Below are 18794 nucleotides of genomic sequence, written 5' to 3' on the forward strand. Positions count from 1 at the left end.
AGTAATTAACCTACTTATGTTAGAATAAAGCCTCCAATGAGATTAGTAACCCAGTATGAAGCATAATCAAACCACTAAAAATCGCGGGGCTCTCAGCAATCCGGAAGGCCGATTTGAACCATTGACCTATGAACAGGTTGATGATGGTTGGGATCGAGAGGAGGAAACATTACCGCCTTTGGAAACCTGTCTTTTACCTGAGACTGCAAAAACCATTATTAGCCGCAATGATTCTCCTGATCTAGGATTTGAGCAATCGATCAATCCTTATCGAGGCTGCGAACACGGGTGTATTTATTGTTATGCGAGACCAAGTCATTCTTATGTCAACTTATCCGCAGGCCTTGATTTTGAAACCAAAATTTTTTACAAAGTCGACGCTGCCAGGATTTTAGAAAGGGAATTGAACAAAGCTCGATACGTATGTAAGCCCATTGTTTTAGGGGCTAACACAGATCCTTACCAACCAGCAGAAGCAACGCTTAAAATAACCCGCTCCCTATTGGAGGTATTAAAAGATCATCAACATCCTGTCATTCTTATTACTAAAAATACACTGATTGAACGCGATCTTGATTTATTAGCACCTATGGCAAAAAATAATCTTGCAAAAGTCGCCATCAGTGTCACAACACTTTCAACGCAATTAAAGCGTATCATGGAACCACGCACAAGCGCTCCCGCTGGGCGACTAAGAGTCATCAAACATTTAGCAAACCATCAAATTCCGGTACGTGTCATGGTTGCTCCGATTATTCCCATGGTTAATGATATGGAAATGGAAAAAATATTACTCGCAGCAAGTCAAGCAGGTGCGAGTCATGCCAGCTATGTTCTAATCCGATTACCTTATGAAGTAAAAGATTTATTTCAAGAATGGCTGACAAAACATTTTCCACAGCGGGCAGAACATATCATGAGCCTAATTCGTCAAATGCGTGGAGGCAAAGACTACGATGCCCAATTTGGCAGCCGCATGCGCGGTGAAGGAGCGTTTGCCAATTTACTAGCCACAAGATTTCGGCTTGCCTGTAAACGTTTTAATTTAAATAATGCGCCCTCTCCAGAGCTGGATTTAAAAAAATTTAGAAAAAAAGACAACACAGACTTTAAGCAATCAAGCTTATTGGATGAAATGACTGGATAAGACGGAAAAATATTCAGTCTTCACGGAAAGCCCGATTAAAACTTTTAAGAATAGGCGCCGTAAAGTATTCCCACGGCGTGGCTTTTTTAGTAATAATCATCACTTCCGCTGGCATACCAGGGTAAAGTATTTGCTGATTTAATTTTTTAATTCCTGAGCAGGAATTTCCACCTGAACATCAAAATACGGTTTATTAGTCTGAGAATCCAATAGCACATCAGCAGACACATGAATGACTTGGCCTAACAAGGTGGGAGTATTACGTCGGCTTAAACCACTTAAAGTGACTTTGGCCAGTAAACCTCTTTGAACAACATCAATGTCCAATGGATTCAACTTGGCTTCAATGATTAAAGCCTCATGAGTAGGTACAATATCCATAATAGGTTCACCTGGTTTAATCACTCCTCCTACGGTGTGCACTTTTAGATTAATGACCGTACCAGTGATAGGTGAACGTATTTCTGTACGAATCAAGGTATCACTACTGGCTTTCATGCGCTCATAGGCTTCGTTTAATTTTTTTTGAGTTTCACGCAGTTCCGCTAGTAGTTCTTTTCGTTGCTTATCGGTCATTGCAATAATTTCCAGTTTGGTTTCACCTATTTTTTGTTCAAGTTCCGCAATGGCTGATTGAGCTTCTCCCTGTTTTCCTGCTAAATTGGCTGCCTCTCGCTGTAGAGCAAGGAGACGCGATTGTTTAATGAGTTTTTTGGTCGCTAGAATTCTGACGTCTTTCAATTCTTGATTGATGTAGCCGAATTGCTCCTGATTGGCCATTAATTGTGCTTGTTTCCCACGGATTTGCTCTTGTAATTGCCCAATGCGCTGTTTGTAAATATTCACAGTGTCATTGAAATTTTTTTGGTTCGACATGAAAATGGCTTGCTGTAATTTGATAATTTCCTGGGCTTTGATATCGTTTGTATGCAATAAAACTGGGGGAAACTGAATGGATTTTTCTTGATCAATTTCTGCATAAAGCCGTGCTTGGACACCCAATAATTCCCAATAGTCATTTTGATTAATTTGAGCCGCAGCTTTGGCTTGAATGTCATCCAATTTAATTAATAAATCCGATTCTTTTATAGTACTTCCATCTTTAACATACAATTTTTTTATGATACCACCTTCCCAGTGTTGGATGACTCGTCTATTCCCCGCCACAATGACTTTTCCTGGCGCAATGGCTGCACTTTCTAAAGGAGCCAGTGTCGCCCACATCAGAAAACCACCAAAAAAAATAAAAATAACTAAAAAGCTGTAGAAAATAATTTTTTTATATTGGGAGCGTGGTTTATCAACATTTATCGTATGATCTCCGCATAAAGTCCGAATCTTTCCATGTGGCCGTCACGCATGACCAGGACCTTATTACAATGTTTCATCAGCATGGGACGCTGAGAGACGACAATGATTGTGATACCGGATTTTTGGGCATTTTTATAGATTAATTCAAGAGCAGCCAAACCCTCCTGATCCAAGTTACTTTCAGGCTCATCAAGGACAACCAGTGCAGGGGAACCATAAAAGGCGCGGGCGAGAGCGATTCGTTGGGCTTGTCCTCCTGATAAATGATAACGACTAGTATCAGTATCATACCCATGGCTAAGATGCAAAATCATATCATGCACTCCAACAAATTGAGCAGCGGAAATGATTTTGGCATCTTCAATTTTATCCATACGAGCTATATTTTCTTTAACGCTTCCCTTAAATAATAGTGTGTCTTGTGGTAAATACCCCACGTGATTGCCTATATCTTGTCTATTCCAAGTATAAATATTAGCGCCATCCAAACGAACCGTACCATTGGTGGGAGGCCATATACCGACTAATAATCGGGCTAATGTGGACTTACCAGAACCGGATGGTCCAATAATACCCAAACTTTCACCCGGCATTAGGGTAAATTGCACGCCTTGAATGACTGGTTTTTTTGCTCCTGCCGGAATATACAATAGGTTATTTACATCAATTCGGCCTTGTGGTTTTGGTAATAAAATCTCGGGGGGTCTGGTTTCTGGTTGACTCAGATAATGTTGTAGACGTCGATAGGCCTGCAAAGCATTGATGGCTTGTTTCCAGGCACCAATCGCTTGTTCTGCCGGCGCTAGAGCACGCCCCATGATAATGGATGCCGCCAGCATTGCACCGCTCGTCAGCTCACCATTAATGACATAATAGGCGCCTACACCAAGAATTAAAATCTGCAGGATCAAACGAATGGATTTGGAAAAACTAAGTACTATTCCTGAACGATCGCTTGCTGTGCATTGCATGGCCAGAACAGCCTCATTATTGTGCAACCATTTACTGACAATGGGCGACATCATCCCCATCGCTTGGATGCATTCAGCTTGTCTGATGCTATTGCTGATGGATTCTTGATTATTCATATGTAGGGTATTGGCTTGTTCTAAGGGTTTGCGTGATACCTTTTCATTCAGGATGGCAAGAGATAATAAAACTATGGCGCCCAGGGTAGCAATGATCCCCAAGGGAAAAGACAATAAAAAAATAACAATAAGAAAAATAATGATCCAGGGTGCGTCAAAAAAAGCATAAATACTAGGACTGCTTAAAAATTGTCTGAGAGTAGTGATGTCTGCCAGAGACTGTGCAGCGTAAGAACCTCCCAAGAGGGTATGATCAAGGCTTTTCGCCAAGGCTATAGGACTTAATTTGTTGTCAATCCACCAACTGACTCGCGTTAATACTTGCGCACGCGCAATGTCTAATATGCCATAGACTATGATCGCCAGAATGGCGATGATTGTTAAATAAACAAGAGTATCACTGCTCTGACTGGGTAAGACACGATCAAAAACTTGTAACATGTAAATAGGTGCTGTCAACATCAAGAGATTAACGAGGCAACTAAATCCTATGGCGTATCCAAATGCACTGTAACTTGCATTTAATAATTCCCCCAGTGTTTTCTTGTTTTCATTCATAAATAATTTGATGTCTTTTATGCATCGCTACTTGTTTATTAGTTTAGCCTGTAACTGAATTTTATCCATATTGCGCATGTGAAGCCTGACCACTCCAATAGATTTCCGCTTTCGCGGCATGACACTTATTTTTAGATCATGATTTACCCGTTTAGATATTATTTTGTCAGTGCATCACTTCTATCAAAATTAAAGAATATCATTTCAATAACCAGTGATTAATCATAGCCAGACTATCTACATCAAGGGTACCTGCAGCCTGTTTTAACAACAAAAGATCGAGTAAATAATTGTAAACGTATTCAGCATATTGTTTTTGCGCACTGAACAATTGGCCTTGAATTTGTAAAATTTCAGTGATGGTTAACTCACCCGCGCGATACGCTTCTTGAGCGCTATTTAAAGCCATGGTATTTGAGTGCAGCGCTAATCGCACATTGTTTACTCGCAAAATGCCAGTCTCAATGGACGTAAATGATTTCCTCGTATCCGCCATGGCTTGCAAATATTGTTTATTCATATCGGCATAGGCCTGTTGAACATTGGCAGCTGCTGCTCTCACTTGAGCAACCGTCAGTCCTCCTTGAAACACATTCCAATTAGCACTTAAACCACCATGCGTGCCTTGCTATTCATGGTATTGGTTAAGATAGGGTTAGGTACGGTTGCATCGCTTAAATCACTATTAGCAGTTATATTAGGTAAAAAACCACCTTCGGTAGCATACATCGCTTCACGGGCAACAAAAATATTTAAACGCGCAGCACGTAAAGATAAATTTTGTTTATTGGCCGTGGTTAACCAGACGTCCAGTTGATTTGGATTGGGATGAATTAAAGGGAAATCTTTTTTTAAGTGCGCAAAACTCTCGTAAACGATGCTCGTAATCTGGCTTAATGTTTGTCTTGCAAGATAAAGATTGAGTTGCGCTGAATATAATTCGGAGTTGATTAAGTCATAAGCTCCTTTCGCTTGTTCAAGATCCGTAATGGTTGCTTCATTATGCTTAAAGAGCGTTTTAGTCGCCGTCAATTGCTCAGAAATGTATTTTTTTGTATTTCGGTAAAGCTCAGTAAATCGCGAGCCCGCAATACGTCAAAAAAAGCTGTTGCTGTACGTATCATTAAATCCTGTTGTTGTGCACATAAAGTCGCATAAGCCGATTGTACAGAATATTTTGCTTGTGCCAGCTGTTTAAATTGGGTGAAATTAAAGATGGTTTGACTTGCAAGAAGCCCTCCACGATCGGTATTAAAATTTCCTCCAGGGTAAAAACTGTTACTTCTGTATTCTCGGTCTAAATCTGCATTGAGCGTAATTTGTGGAAGTAAAGCGGAGAATTTTTCAGGCAAGATCTGTATTTGCGCTTTGTAGATGGCAAGCTGCGCCTGATAGGTAGGATCATTTCTGGCAGCATCGGCAAAACAATTTAATAAATCAACTGGCTTTTGGGAAAAGCCGAATTGAGAAAATGCCAAAAAAATCAAAAATGATAAAGCGCGCACGTCCCAAACAATCCCTCAGAGCATTTTTTCAATAGTAGCATGTACCTAGTCAGTGAAACACTCCAATGATAGCAGAATTTTGTTTTCAATTAAGAAGTTACTTGGCTATAAACATGATGGACTAAAAACAGGAAACATCGTCTCCCACTCCCGAGAGACGACGATTAGTATCAAAAAATAACGTTATCTTGATTCAGATCATCTGCATTAACACCAAGCAGCGTGATGGTTTGATTATTAAGAGCACTCAAGTCGATTACCGCGTCACCTTGCGCATTATTGTATATGTCAACCTGATCATTGGTGGTCCAAAAGCGAGACAAATCGACGGTGTCTTGTGTTGGATTGAATCCGTCAATGACATTCTGGCTTCCCCAACTCCAGGTAAAATTAAAAACATCTTGCACGGCATCAGAAGCCACTAAATTGGTGCTATTGACTGGATGAGAGATAACATCCGTCACTGTCCCAGTGTCCGGTGGATCCGTATGATCTGAAGGAGGGATAGAATGACCAGTAAGCGCCTGATCGATTGTTCCTGCCACTCCCACAATATTTTTCGCAGATAATTCAGCGCTGCTGACTCCCTGAATAGTAATGGTTTGATTATTTAACTGACTTAAATCAATCACTGCATTTCCCTGCGGATTATCGTAAATACTAAATTGAGAGTAGCTACTCCAGAAAGATTTTAAATCAATCACATCTTGACCAACATCGAAATTATTAATGGTTTCTGCTGCTCCCCATTTCCAGGTAAATACATAACTATCACCAGAACCAGTCGTATCTTCAGGTGGGATTGCGTCATTTTCCGAAGGCGGAGATGGGTCAGTCGGTTCATTGGCTGGAGGATTATTGGGTTCATTATGGATGCCCATGGTTCCAGTCACACCAATAAAATTGGCACTTGATAATTGCTGGACTGACACATCTGCCAAAGTAATCGTTTGATTATTTAGGGTTGTTAAGTCGATAACGGCATCCCCATTGGCATTATCATAGAATTGAATCCGATCAAAACTGGTCCAAAAATTTTGTAAGTCAATTTTATCTTCCGTGGCATCAAATCCCTGAATCACATCGCGAGCCCCCCAATTCCAGGTATAAGCAAAAACATCACCATCCATGGTACCTTGTTGGTTATTATTATCACCGCCATCTGCAGGATTGTCGTTGCCAGTATTTGCATCGCCTGGATCAACAACAGGAGGCGTATGATCGGAATTGATACCAAAATGGACTTGGGCAAAATCAGTGGGTGCTTTTATGAAATGAAAAGGACTTAATTCATCCAGCTCAATACCTGCCAGTATAATTCGTTGATTGTTACCAATAACGTCAATCACCGCTGAGCCATTTTCTTCATATAGAGCCAAATTGTTACTGGCAAAAGCATAATTTAAATCAATTAAATCATGCTGAAGATTGAAATTTTCAATGATGGTATCCCCACTCCCCGCATTCCACATAATTTTATAAGGCCCAGATACAAATTGATTGGCGCTGATTTGACTGGCATCCACATTATTTAATGTGACCGTCTGCCCATTGGGAAAATGAATAACAGCATTGTTATTTAACGCTGTGATGCTTAAATCAGCGAAGGTAAGTCCTGGAAATTTTGTAAGGGAGATGACATCGCGGGCAATATCAAAATCTTGAATTACATCGTTGCCGGTAATATTTTGAGCAATAATAATCTTATCATTTCCTCCCCCTGTTTCATACTCGTTATGACCGCCTTCGCCCATGAAGGTTTCACTGTAATCACTGCCGACAAGAAAATCATCACCATTGGTACCAAATGGTGTATGGTAGCCTCCGAACTTGTCCATATAAAATAGGATATTGGTACCATATTCATCACTGCTGGCAATATTATGAAGCAATAATTGCGCTACACCTCCAGGTCCCTGCAAGTGCGCGCTGGCTAAAATACCAGACATGGTTACAGTCGCTATATGCGCCTCACCAAAACGCGTATAGGTAAATTCATGCCCTAAAAAATCATCGATGGTTTTCCCGGCTTGATTTAAATATTGATTAATAACGCCCATATTCATGGCAAATGCTTCACGAATCGCTAACTCCTGAACATTGGTCATGAATTCTTCTTTACTGTCTACCCCATTTTTACCAGTCCATGTTCCTTGCCATTCATTTGTTGCTGTCGTTCCATAATAACCGGTGGGGGCTGGCGAATAATATCCCAAATCAATCAGTAGGGGTTCTCCAAATTGATATTTACCTAAAAAACCTAGTGTGTTATGCACATGGTATTGCAGCTCAGCCAAATCATTCGGATCACTCAAGTTAACGCTATTGGGGTCGACATTACCGCGATTAGGATCAAAAACTTGAAGATATTGCATCCAGGAAGTTGTTTGTGTTTGAGTCGTATCGATTCCAGACTCAAATGCGCCCAGAGCCGTTAGAAATTGTTCAAAATCACTGTTACTCATCATGCACCTCGCTCATTGTTAATCCGTCCTAGCTGGACGAAGATTCCTGTGATTGAGATACATCCGGTGTATTGATTTTCTCCTTTGTTTAAATGCTTTTTTCACTATGGATATTCATTACCATGATTTTTATAAAATCAGTCATCTTTAATATTGAAATGCATGGTTTTTACTTGATAAATCACCATTAGGAAGAAGCTGTAATAAGTATAGATGAGGGGTAAAATAGATAGCAATTATTATACAGAAAGTTTACAATTTAACTTATTTTGCTCATAGAAAAATCGTTCCCCTTTGATTTTCTTTACGTTTTTTTACCCTCATGTGCTCAGTAGCTTTTTGAAAGCTAAGCAATTAAATGTTTATTACCGTTTTGATGACGTGCTCATTATTTTTTAGTTTGTAAGTCATTTATTTTTTATACAAGATGCAAATGTTCATGACCAGACATAATGGTCTAAAAATCATGGTCGTTCCCAATAATCAGGCCAGACACTGAAACTGCATAACGGCTTGTCGTTTTTTAGCAACGTATAGGCAGGCTCATCCGGATAATCATTCATCCTAATCTTATAAATATTATCCTCATTATCATCATTAATATAAGGGTATGCTGGATCTTTGGTTTTATACCAGACTATTTTTGTTGTTAATTCAGCTGGGTAATTATGGTTCATATGTTTCCTTTATTATGGTTTAAATAGCAATCCTGCGTTCATACGACTTAGTATACCTGTAGGTTCAGGTCGATGATGGAAAAATAAAGTAACGCACTCGACACCAAATCGTCCGCTCACTTGTTTATTACTTTCCATTGCTTTCTTCGTAATTAAATCCAGTAACTTTTGTTCATCCATATCAGGATGCCTGGCTCTAAATTTATCATATTGCTCGGCAGCAGAGATGGCTCGCCCCGTTTGACCATCATTTGCTCTAAGCTCATCAGCAGTTTTGGTATCCGTCATTCTTGCTCTGGTTTCTTCCCTAAATATTGGCCTTGCAACAACACAGCAAGCCGCACGAAAGATATCGATAGGGATATTTTCCGGGCGCAAATGATCAAACTCTCCACTTCTTACCAGAGTTTCAAAATTGTGCTTGGCAGCATCATGTGCAGCACGAAGTTCATCAGAATTACAGGTGAGGCCCGATGTTTTTTGCGCAAGACCTTCATGTAAGGATGAGCTCACAATTTTTAGTTCACTCTCTATGAGATTTCCAACGACCAGCTTAAACCTGGACACTTGCCTACCTATCGTGTCAGCAGCCGATGAAAAAACTGCCTACACGTCTCTTTGCCGGCACTAGAAGCTAGAAGCCCTTGTATCTTATTCGATGATGAACTCATATTGATCACCCTTTAAACTATCCAACGATATTGAGTAACTTTCTGGTTCTTGATACTTGCTTTTTTGATTATAGTAAATCCAAATTGATTAAATCAAATGCAAAAATTGGGCTTAAAAATTTAACTTTTCAAGTAACTGCAGTGAAATATTCGTTATAGGATTCATACACATCGTTTCAATTAATTCGCCAGAAGCATGGCCCAGAATAAACCGTTACCGCAGGAAAGAAGGGGTTAATTTATATCTTGAAACTAAACAGGCAGATTATGTTTGCCGCCGATGCAAAATATCTCGCTCAACAGGTAAGTACCACAGATAATTGAAAGAAGGAGAAAAAAGGCTATGTGATTAAAGTAAATGGTCTTAAACTTCTCTTAAGTGCCGGGTCGGTTCATTGATGGTGTTTGCACTTGCTCGTCGAACTCACCTCGCTGCCAATTGTCCCTAAATCCATTGATATCCATTATCTCTCTGTCACCACGCATTACCGTATAAGCCGACCTATCTGGATAATCATTAATACGCATTCTCAGTGTTTCTCCTTGTAACGTTGCCCGATAGGGAAACTCAACATCATTGGTTCTTTTCCAAAATATAGGTTCTTTCAACAAGGCTTCCAATATACCCTCTTTAACAGCGGTGGCTAACGTTCTTACAAAAAATCTGGCTCCGGCATACATATTCAGTTCCTTTAAAATTTAGGGGCGGTTGACATACACTTCAATCTTTCATGCTCTTTAATATGAAACGATCAGAGAGTTTTAATGACAATTAATAAACAATTGTCATTAAAATATACATTCATAATGTAATATGAGAAATAATCCAAAACAATCAAATTGCATCAATAAATCATGACCCGTAACTTTTGAAAGCTGCAATAAAGATTCTTTAAACATTGAATTCAAGGAAATAATTAAATTGGTCTATAATTGAGATAAAAAATTAAAATGCTGGCTAAAAAATGAAAAAAAGCTTTTATGTTATTTTAATTTTCTTTACAAATTGTCTTGCAGCGAATGCTACCATCAAAATCGGTACACCTATTTATGACCCTCCTTACGCAGTATATGGCAAAATTAGCGGCGTTTCAGGCGCAGATATTAATTTAATGAATATCATATGCAATCGCCTCGGGTGGGATTGTGAATATGTGCCTATGAAATATGACCAGTTACTCTCCGCTTTGGATGAAAATAAAATTGATTTTGCGATAGGTGCTTTGATTATCCCCGAAGAGAAACAAAATAAATATATTTACACCTTACCTTATATGATTTCTCAGGCGGGGTTTTTAACCATGACCACCAGCCCCATTCATAGCATAAAGAGTTGCAAAATAAGCGTGTAGGGGTATTACAAGGTCGAGGGTACCATAATTATCTATATCAAAATTTCTTAGATAAATTTACCATCATAACCTATAAGAATCCGCGTAAATTATTAACTGACCTAAGAAATGGAACAGTAGATGCCATATTTGCAAATTACTTATCCGTTTTATACTTAGAACATCAATATCCAACGTATATTAAAGCATTGAGAGAACCTATTAATGTAGGCAATGGACTTGGCATTGCGGCTTTGCCAGATAATCAAAGGCAAGTCGACCAAATTAACAATATAATATTACAGCTGGAGTCTGATGGCACTTTTATTAAATTGTATAATTATAATTTTGAATTTATTGATTGACTCTTCGTATGTAAAAAGATTTGTGAAGTTGAATCAATTAATTATGAACCTGAACACCCTATTTTTATCTACCGATCTCTTATCACTGTTCCGTAGGTTTATTACAAAATCCCTGTGGGGCAATGCCCAATGCGCTATTAAATTTACTGGACATATTTTGAAAAGCAATTAAGGCCGTTAATTCAATCATTGTTTTCTCATCAAAGTAATGTCTTAAATGATTAAAACACTCATCATCAATCTCCTGATTTACTTGCGTCATTTGCTCCGCATAATGCAATGCCGCCTTTTCCAAATCGGTCAATAAAGAGGACTCTCGCCACTGTGCAAGTGCCTGAATTTTTGCATTTGTATGGGCACGCTTAACAAATAAAGCCGAATTCATATCAACACAAAATCGACACCCGTTCATTTGTGCCACTCGCACACTGATTAAGGAACGAAGTTCGGGAGACAGCGGTGATTTTTTGCGATCCAGTACGCCATAAACGCTGGCGACTGCAATAAATAATCTGGGGATAACCGCCCAAACCCGCGCCGGTTCGAGATATGCTCCATATTTTCTTTTTTGATTCCAGAAAAAAGGTTTTAAATACCAGGGAATGGTTCGTATTGTTTCCTGTGATAAGCGCATTAACAGAGTCCTTTTGTCGTTTGAACATAAAATTGGTAAAGCCTTATCAACGCCGTCATCGCCACCAACGCACTAAATACGGCCGCGAGAAAACCAAACACCGTTGGCCATAACATCATGGCTATAAAAAATAAAAATGCTTCAGCACGCTCCATGATTCCCGGGCTATAGTGGAATCCCTTATGAGAATGATTTTCAGTAAAAATACCGACGACAAGAAAACTGGTGATGCATAAAAGCATGCTGCCCAACATCAGCATACCCCACAAACTTCGTGATATGGGGTCAATACTCCACAAGGCAAAAACCACCACAAACTCCACCACACGATCCATCATAATATCCAACACGCTTCCCCAAGCACTGGTTTGCTGGCTAAAGCGTGCAATAGTGCCATCGAGTGTATCGCAATAACCCGATAATAAAAGCAAACCTATCGCCAGAATAATATGATTAAACCATAAGGCGGGTAAAACCAGGATGCCCACTATACCAGATAAACAGGTCATGGAATTCGGTGAAATACGATGTTGTAACCACGTGGCTGGCGGATCAACTAAAAGCGCTTGATAATAATAACGCATTCCTTGTTCAATCATTTTTCACCTTATTTTTAAGAGTAAGCGCACAAAGCAGCGCACCCATTTTGAAAATAGTTTTGGCTTATAATATTCACCGGCAACCTGCTTGCTAAGCTCACTGAATGTTGGATAAGGAACCACTGTGTCTGTAAAAAAACGCAATGTTTTTTTTGTACGAATGGCAATCACCCATGGCAAAAGCAATTCCCCGGCATTTGCCCCTACTATTGTAATACCAAGAATTCGCCCTTTATGATCGCTCACGGCCTTGATAAGACCGTCAGACGCATGCTCCGCCTGTGCACGGTCATTACCTGCAAAAGGAAATGTCGTTATCTGAGTATTGCTACGCATTGCCGCTTCTTTGGAGGTTATCCCTACATGAGCTAACTCTGGTGAAGTATAAGTTATCCAAGGCACTGCCCGATAATCAATTTTAGCAGGCAACCAAAATAAAATATTGCGCAAAATAATACTGCTATGATAACTGGCAATATGAGTAAATTGAAAATCTCCCACCACATCACCCATCGCATAAATGTTTTTATTGGTTGTTCTTAAACGTCTATCCACCTCAATGCCTTTATGGGAATAACGAACATCAGCCTTATCCAGGCACAAATGCTTAACATTCGCCCCCCTTCCTGCAGCCACCAACAAATGACTGCCTTGTATGCTAAAGCATGTCTCCCCTTTTTTACATGAACGGTAATCTGCTCTTTGTCCGTTTGCTCTACTTTTTGTACCTCGCTTTTTTCATGCAAGACCATACCCATACGCTTAAATTGCTCACGCAGAATTGCAACACAATCCTTATCGTCATGTGGCAGGATGGTTGCTGCTTCCAGGAGCGTCACTTGACTGCCTAACATCAAAAACGCTTGTGCCAGCTCGCAGCCAATGGGACCACCGCCAATAACGATTAAATGAGCTGGCAAATGGTTTAAATTAAAAATGGTTTCATTAGTTTCATAAATAATTTTATCCAATCCAATAATGGGGGGAATAAAGGGCGATGAACCTGTTGCTATTACAAAATATTTTGCGTGAATAAAGTAATCATTTGCTTGCAGGACATTCGGTCCAATAAATTTTCCAGATGCTTTAATTACTTGTACCCCTAACGATTCAAAGCGTTCTACCGAATCATGTTTGCCAATGGTTGCCACCACCGTACGTACATGCTCCATAACCTTAGAAAAATCCACTTCTAAAGCATCAGTCTGGATATCAACGTAATTAGTATGCTTGGTGTGATAAACCGATTTGGCCGCTGCCAATAAAGATTTGGAAGGGATACATCCATAATTTAAACAATCACCACCCATTTTATCCGACTCTACTAATACGACCTTGGCACCAAGCTGTGCTGCACCAGAAGCAAGACTTAACCCCCCGGACCCAGCACCCAAAATGGCAATATCACAATGGATCACTTGCTTCATGATTTATGCTCTTGCTTTTTAAATTGCTTATACAAAACTGGCAGTAATAACAAAAATGCCAAAGCCATCATGGGCAGTAGGATTTTTGGATCATAGATAAGAGAAAAATCGGGTTTTTGATGCGTATCAATCAGATGGCCTATCCCATCCCCCACCATGACGTATACAAGACTTCCAGGGAGAATGCCAAGACAGGTTGCTAACACAAAAGAGCGCTTAGATATCCCTAACAAGGCCGGAACAATATTAAGAATCCAAAATGGAAATAAGGGAATTAGACGCAAAAATAATAAATAAGAAAATGCATTTTCTTGGAATCCTTTTTCCATGACTTTAATCCATTGACTGGTTTTATTGGCAATCCACTCGCGCAGCGCTAAATCCACCGCTAAAAAAACAATCAATGCTCCGATGGTCGCACTAATGACAACTGCAAGTAAACCTAGAACCGGACCAAACAAAAACCCGGCAGTCATCGTTAAAATGGTAGCACCAGGAACCGAAATAGCCACTAAAACAATATAAATAACCATGAAACTCAAAAAAACCTGCATAAAATTCTTTTCCATCCAGGCCAGCAGAATTTCACGATGCAATTTCAAATTTTCAAACGATAAATAACGATACAAGCGAAAATAAAAAACAAACCAAGTAAAATCATTAAAAAACTAATAATCCCCAACGTTTGATTTGCTTAACCATGTTCCTATTATCCTGATTAGTAAATACACTGACTCATTGTCCAATCCACGCAGATCTTCCTATTCCCCATGTATTTATTTTTTCCAACATTTGATTGAATATGTCGTTAACAACCAACTTATGATAGAACGTTAACAGTCTCCTTAAAATAAGGAAATAATAGTACTTTTTCATTTAATTTTGATAGGTTGAGCTGCACAAATGGTTCTGTTTCTTGTCATCCCCACGAGACCTTGTTGCGTGGCGGAAATGACAGACAACCGGTCAACATTCAATGGAAAAGGTAATAGGTGCTGTAAATGCACCTAATAGCAAAATAAACGATAATCGTTAGAGCACATTAGGTGCTCTTGTTTTTCTGCTATATTCAAACCTTAAAGAACGCAAGGAATAGCAATGAATACTCTATCTGGCCTACTATTACTAAGACACCATGTTTCCCTCCAATTGTGCAAACTGTGTTTCAGCATGATGGCATTATTATTTGCATCGACCAGCGTCGCCAAACCGGAGATAGCCATCTTTGCTGGGGGGTGTTTCTGGTGCGTAGAAGCTGATTTTGACAAGCTAAAAGGTGTCATTTCCACAACGTCAGGCTTTGACGGGGGACAGATTAAAAACCCAACGTATGAACAAGTGTCTGCCGGTGGGACCAATTATGTGGAATCCGTTCTGGTTGCTTTTGATCCTGAGCAAGTCAGTTATGCCACTCTGGTTGAGTATTATTTTCACCACATTGACCCCACCGTAAAAGATAAACAGTTTTGTGATGAAGGACGCCAATATCGCTCGGTGATTTTCTTTCTCAATCCTGAGCAAAAGCAAGTTGCTTCTTCCATTTTGGAAAAAATAAAGAAAAAATTCCCAATCGTATATACAGAAATCATACCTTCAACTCATTTCTATCCTGCTGAAACTTATCATCAAGATTATTATCGCAAAAATCCGCTAAGATATAAGTATTACCGTTATCGATGCGGTCGAGATGCTCGTATTCACGAGGTGTGGGAACATGAACAATCATAGCATTATCTTTTTGACACTACTCATTCTTTCCTGGTCAGCACAGGCAGTACCGGTGTTTGATAAAACAAAGCGCTTGCAGGAGTTAACGCCGTTGCAATATGAGGTAACACAAAAAAATGCAACCGAGAAAGCCTTTGATAATCCTTACTGGAATAATAAACAACCAGGTATTTACGTAGACATTGTCTCAGGAGAGCCTTTATTTAGTACAACGGACCAATATTCTTCTGGTACAGGTTGGCCAAGTTTTACCAAACCCCTTGACGAGCAATATATAACGCGGCATAAGGAAAGATATTTATTGTTTCTGACACACACCGAAATCCGCTCAAAGTATGCCGACTCTCATTTAGGGCATGTCTTTAAAGATGGACCTCAACCAATGGGCTTGCGCTATTGTATTAATTCGGCAGCCCTGGAATTTATACCCAAAGAGCAAATGGCTGCTCGTGGTTATGGTGCCTATTTGTATTTATTCGAAAAAAGGACTGATCATGTTTGAAAAAAAACTTTCTTGACAATCCCTCTTGCAATACTTGGGTTTTCCTATTTTTTATCAGCAGGAAATCTTTATGCAAACTCTAAATCTTCGCATCGGATTCCCCAATTTGCAAATAACGAGGTAACCGTTTGGAAAACTGTTATTTATCCTGCCTCCAAACAACGTTTACCAATGCATCGTCATGAACACGATCGTGTTCTCATTGCATTCACGAATGGCTTATTAAAAATCACAAATAATCAAGGAAAAACTCATTATTTAAAGTTAAAAAAGATAACGCCTATTATTTGAAAAAAGATCCTGCAAATGAATTACATATCGATGAGAATATGACCAATCATCCCATTAAAGTCATGGTCGTCGAATTAAATCATTAAGCATTGGCCTGAACATTCGTGTTTTTTGATAGCCTAGCTGAGGGAATATGTTATTATTCTGAATTCACAGGTTTCTCAATATCCAGCTCAATGGTGATATGAATATTGTAAAAAACATTATTGGCATTATAACAAACCCTAATGTCTATCTTGCTGCAGTTGCTGGAGTCATTCCTGGCGCGCTCACCGGGGGAGTCATTGGCGCATTATCTAGCGGCTATATCAGCAATAGGTTTGGACTATGTGCAGAATGCACCGACTACCTATTGGGCTTTCATGCAAACCTATTCATCGCAAGCCTGATAGGCTTTATTATAGGAGTTATTTTGGGTGGCGCTGTTACCGCCGGATTCACTATTTATAAAATCCATAAAGACACCATACAGCAATTAAAAACAATTTCGCATGACAATATAACCGACATCTTATTTGCAGCTTTTAGTATGAGCATCAAGATATCACTTGGGATGGGCGCAGGTGCCCTTGTTGGCAGCTTGCTATCGCCAGGTATTGGAACAGCCCTAGGTGCCACTGCAGGCACCCTGTCCCTGCTGCTTGTCCTTTTTATTTCAACCAATAAAATTTGTTTGCCACAACAGAACTGATTAAAGCAACGCCATGCTTGCCTCTCTCATATTGGCAAATCGTCGCCTTGTTTTAAGAAAATGTTTAAATTTTTTGATGTATAAGTACACAGAATTACAGGTGATATCAACAATGATATAAATGCCTGCAATGCCGGAAGGCGTCACAGACGTTGGCGGATAGTTGGGATGATTACCTAAAGCAAAGTAATAAGACCATGTCGATAACGTTGTCCCTAACAGCTCTATGTAATACGTTACAACAAACATAATCAAATAAAATAAAGGTTTTTTTCTATAAGACATGATGATAAGAAAAAACCATAACACAGAAAACCAGCCACATCTTTTAAAAACAATAGCGACATCACGCATATGATAAAAGCAAAGCGATGCAACGATTTCTCGATGGCGCGGTGGTAGTGCCATATCAGTGGCTGCCGAGAAATTTGAAATACGGTGGCATAAATAACAGCATGACCTAACGGTATATATAGTGGGATATTGCCTAAATGATATTCATAAGCCGTTAAAACTTTTGACCCCATTATCTCGGCACACAAGCTAATAATCGTCATCAATAATACCAGCCAATGCAGTCGACGTTTGGCGGTAAGAAAAACCCAACTGTAAGAAAAAGCCATAATGGCATTGGCTATGTCTTGTCCATGCAGAAAATACGTACCCACCCAAGGACAATCTATAAACGCAAAAAAAGGTGCCCCTAGCAATACAGAAACAATTTGTAGTTGAATTAATATATTATTGTTCATTTTATAGAGGCAAGCAGCTCTTCTTTCTAAAATCCGCTTAGCACTATTTTTCCTCGTGCCAAACCACTCTCAATTAATGCATGCGCTTTTTTTAAATTGACTGCATTAATAAGGCCCATGCATTCTGCCATGGTGGTTTTGATTTTACCTTCATCAACCAGTTTTGCAATTTGCTCTAATATTTCATGTTGTCTCATCATATCTGGAGTTTTAAACATAGAACGGGTATACATCATTTCCCAATGAATGGAGAGACTCTTTGGTTTAAATAATTTAATATCCAAATGTTGCGGATCATCAATGAGCGCAAACTTACCTTGGGGTTTTAACACATCCACCAGTGCTTTTGCATGTTCGTCTGTATGAGTTAAGCTAATCACATAATCCACTTCTGGACATTTTAAAGCTTGTAGTTGAGATTTCATGTCTTTGCCATGGTCAATCACATGATGTGCACCATGATTAAGAATCCACTGGATTGAATCTGGCCGTGAAGCCGTGCCGATGATGGTGAGGTTAGTGAGTTGTCTTGCCAGTTGAACTAAAATAGACCCTACCCCCCAGCAGCCCCAGTAATTAATAGGGTACTTTGCTCTGTTGGAGAGCATTGTAATCGGTCAAATAAAAGCTCCCAAGAAGTTAAGCTGGTTAAAGGGAGAGCAGCAGCTTCTTGAAAATCAAGTGAGGCTGGCTTTTTAGCAACGATTCTTTCATCAACCAAATGAAATTCACTGTTGCACCCGGGCCTTGTGATGTCGCCAGCGTACCACACTTCATCCCCTGGCTTAAATAAACTTACTTGTGGTCCGACTTTTATAACAATGCCGGCAGCATCCCACCCTAAAATCCTGGGCTGGTCTTTCTCGGGCTGAGCATTTCGCCTTACTTTGGTATCCACTGGGTTAACAGCAATGGCTTTAACTGCAACCAGAATGTCATGACCAGATACGTCTGGCGTAGGTAATATCAAGTCAATCAGGGCTTGATCATTATCGGCAGGAAGGGATTGGTAATAACCTATTGCTTTCATTATAATTTTTATTTAAAAATCA

The 18794-nt window shown here is 39.6% G+C and carries 23 protein-coding genes and 1 pseudogene; 6 read left to right on the forward strand and 18 right to left on the reverse strand.

The window, feature by feature from the left end; translation table 11 throughout:
• Positions 1-55: 55 nt before the first annotated feature.
• Positions 56-1147: a PA0069 family radical SAM protein gene (locus LOA_RS11465; RefSeq protein ID WP_025386460.1), complete on the forward strand. Its 1092-nt coding sequence runs from the start codon at positions 56-58 to the stop codon at positions 1145-1147.
• Positions 1148-1285: 138 nt separating this feature from the next.
• Here the strand turns inward: LOA_RS11465 and LOA_RS11470 are convergent, their stop codons facing one another.
• The 9 genes from LOA_RS11470 to LOA_RS11510 all read right to left on the reverse strand — a co-directional run bounded on the left by LOA_RS11470 (position 1286) and on the right by LOA_RS11510 (position 10103).
• Entirely contained in the window at positions 1286-2485 is a 1200-nt protein-coding gene (locus LOA_RS11470) for an HlyD family type I secretion periplasmic adaptor subunit (protein WP_338010479.1), read from the reverse strand.
• Positions 2455-4104 carry a type I secretion system permease/ATPase gene (locus LOA_RS11475; protein WP_025386462.1) on the reverse strand — a complete coding sequence of 550 codons (1650 nt, stop codon included), beginning with the start codon at positions 4102-4104 and terminating at the stop codon, positions 2455-2457. The genes LOA_RS11470 and LOA_RS11475 overlap by 31 nt, the downstream gene beginning before the upstream one ends.
• A 199-nt stretch (positions 4105-4303) precedes the next feature.
• A complete protein-coding gene (locus LOA_RS11480; RefSeq protein ID WP_025386463.1) occupies positions 4304-4696 on the reverse strand; it encodes a TolC family protein in 393 nt (130 codons plus the stop codon).
• 14 nt (positions 4697-4710) lie between these two features.
• Positions 4711-5136, reverse strand: coding sequence for a TolC family protein (locus LOA_RS11485; protein ID WP_025386464.1), 426 nt, complete (start codon positions 5134-5136; stop codon positions 4711-4713).
• The gene (locus tag LOA_RS11490) at positions 5133-5609 is read right to left on the reverse strand and encodes a TolC family protein (RefSeq protein WP_025386465.1); all 477 of its coding nucleotides are present in this window, start codon (positions 5607-5609) and stop codon (positions 5133-5135) included. The genes LOA_RS11485 and LOA_RS11490 overlap by 4 nt, the downstream gene beginning before the upstream one ends.
• A 170-nt stretch (positions 5610-5779) precedes the next feature.
• Positions 5780-8077, reverse strand: a complete 2298-nt coding sequence (locus LOA_RS13885) for a calcium-binding protein (RefSeq protein WP_025386466.1) — start codon at positions 8075-8077, stop codon at positions 5780-5782.
• Between the two features lie 461 nt (positions 8078-8538).
• On the reverse strand, positions 8539-8751 hold the full coding sequence (locus LOA_RS11500; RefSeq protein WP_025386467.1) for a hypothetical protein: 213 nt from the start codon (positions 8749-8751) through the stop codon (positions 8539-8541).
• Positions 8752-8763: 12 nt separating this feature from the next.
• The gene (locus tag LOA_RS11505) at positions 8764-9318 is read right to left on the reverse strand and encodes a hypothetical protein (RefSeq protein WP_035895600.1); all 555 of its coding nucleotides are present in this window, start codon (positions 9316-9318) and stop codon (positions 8764-8766) included.
• Positions 9319-9797: 479 nt separating this feature from the next.
• A complete protein-coding gene (locus tag LOA_RS11510; protein WP_025386469.1) occupies positions 9798-10103 on the reverse strand; it encodes a hypothetical protein in 306 nt (101 codons plus the stop codon).
• 284 nt (positions 10104-10387) lie between these two features.
• On the opposite strand from LOA_RS11510, the gene LOA_RS16070 reads away from it, so the two are divergent.
• Together LOA_RS16070 and LOA_RS16075 are read left to right on the forward strand one after the other, a co-directional pair.
• Complete coding sequence (locus LOA_RS16070; RefSeq protein WP_338010455.1) at positions 10388-10774, forward strand: transporter substrate-binding domain-containing protein; 387 nt, start codon at positions 10388-10390, stop codon at positions 10772-10774.
• Positions 10756-11118, forward strand: a complete 363-nt coding sequence (locus LOA_RS16075) for a type 2 periplasmic-binding domain-containing protein (RefSeq protein WP_338010456.1) — start codon at positions 10756-10758, stop codon at positions 11116-11118. Before LOA_RS16070 ends, LOA_RS16075 begins: the two co-directional genes overlap by 19 nt.
• Before the next feature lie 82 nt (positions 11119-11200).
• On the opposite strand, the gene LOA_RS11520 is transcribed toward LOA_RS16075, so the two are convergent.
• From LOA_RS11520 to LOA_RS11535, 5 genes and pseudogenes are all read right to left on the reverse strand, one after another.
• On the reverse strand, positions 11201-11752 hold the full coding sequence (locus LOA_RS11520; RefSeq protein ID WP_025386470.1) for a carboxymuconolactone decarboxylase family protein: 552 nt from the start codon (positions 11750-11752) through the stop codon (positions 11201-11203).
• On the reverse strand, positions 11752-12351 hold the full coding sequence (locus LOA_RS11525) for a CDP-alcohol phosphatidyltransferase family protein (protein ID WP_025386471.1): 600 nt from the start codon (positions 12349-12351) through the stop codon (positions 11752-11754). The genes LOA_RS11520 and LOA_RS11525 overlap by 1 nt, the downstream gene beginning before the upstream one ends.
• A 3-nt stretch (positions 12352-12354) precedes the next feature.
• Positions 12355-12864: a hypothetical protein gene (locus LOA_RS14945; protein ID WP_420795678.1), complete on the reverse strand. Its 510-nt coding sequence runs from the start codon at positions 12862-12864 to the stop codon at positions 12355-12357.
• Positions 12865-12876: 12 nt separating this feature from the next.
• A pseudogene (locus tag LOA_RS14950) lies at positions 12877-13778 on the reverse strand (dihydrolipoyl dehydrogenase family protein); the annotation flags it as partial.
• Positions 13775-14332, reverse strand: a complete 558-nt coding sequence (locus LOA_RS11535) for a TVP38/TMEM64 family protein (RefSeq protein ID WP_051399030.1) — start codon at positions 14330-14332, stop codon at positions 13775-13777. The pseudogene LOA_RS14950 and the gene LOA_RS11535, both read right to left, overlap by 4 nt.
• 544 nt (positions 14333-14876) lie before the next feature.
• Here LOA_RS11535 and msrA point away from each other — a divergent pair.
• The 3 genes from msrA (at position 14877) to LOA_RS11555 (ending at position 16990) form a co-directional block, all read left to right on the forward strand.
• Complete coding sequence (gene msrA, locus LOA_RS11540; RefSeq protein ID WP_238551247.1) at positions 14877-15506, forward strand: peptide-methionine (S)-S-oxide reductase MsrA; 630 nt, start codon at positions 14877-14879, stop codon at positions 15504-15506.
• Complete coding sequence (gene msrB, locus LOA_RS11545) at positions 15493-16008, forward strand: peptide-methionine (R)-S-oxide reductase MsrB (RefSeq protein ID WP_025386474.1); 516 nt, start codon at positions 15493-15495, stop codon at positions 16006-16008. Before msrA ends, msrB begins: the two co-directional genes overlap by 14 nt.
• Positions 16009-16483: 475 nt before the next feature.
• Positions 16484-16990 carry a hypothetical protein gene (locus tag LOA_RS11555; RefSeq protein WP_025386475.1) on the forward strand — a complete coding sequence of 169 codons (507 nt, stop codon included), beginning with the start codon at positions 16484-16486 and terminating at the stop codon, positions 16988-16990.
• Here LOA_RS11555 and LOA_RS14255 read toward each other — a convergent pair whose 3' ends face one another.
• Genes LOA_RS14255 through LOA_RS16360 form a run of 4 tightly spaced genes read right to left on the reverse strand, consistent with a single transcriptional unit; the run spans position 16991 to position 18772 of the window.
• Positions 16991-17239 (reverse strand): hypothetical protein, encoded by a 249-nt coding sequence (locus LOA_RS14255; protein ID WP_148294903.1) that lies wholly within the window; start codon positions 17237-17239, stop codon positions 16991-16993.
• Between the two features lie 2 nt (positions 17240-17241).
• Positions 17242-17742, reverse strand: a complete 501-nt coding sequence (locus LOA_RS11560; RefSeq protein ID WP_081726657.1) for a hypothetical protein — start codon at positions 17740-17742, stop codon at positions 17242-17244.
• A 26-nt stretch (positions 17743-17768) separates the two neighbouring features.
• Complete coding sequence (locus tag LOA_RS16355; protein ID WP_238551248.1) at positions 17769-18350, reverse strand: zinc-binding alcohol dehydrogenase family protein; 582 nt, start codon at positions 18348-18350, stop codon at positions 17769-17771.
• Entirely contained in the window at positions 18296-18772 is a 477-nt protein-coding gene (locus LOA_RS16360; protein WP_238551249.1) for an alcohol dehydrogenase catalytic domain-containing protein, read from the reverse strand. The genes LOA_RS16355 and LOA_RS16360 overlap by 55 nt, the downstream gene beginning before the upstream one ends.
• Positions 18773-18794 lie beyond the last annotated feature (22 nt).

The organism is Legionella oakridgensis ATCC 33761 = DSM 21215, assembly GCF_000512355.1.
In the GTDB taxonomy this organism is placed as follows: Bacteria; Pseudomonadota; Gammaproteobacteria; order Legionellales; family Legionellaceae; genus Legionella_A; species Legionella_A oakridgensis.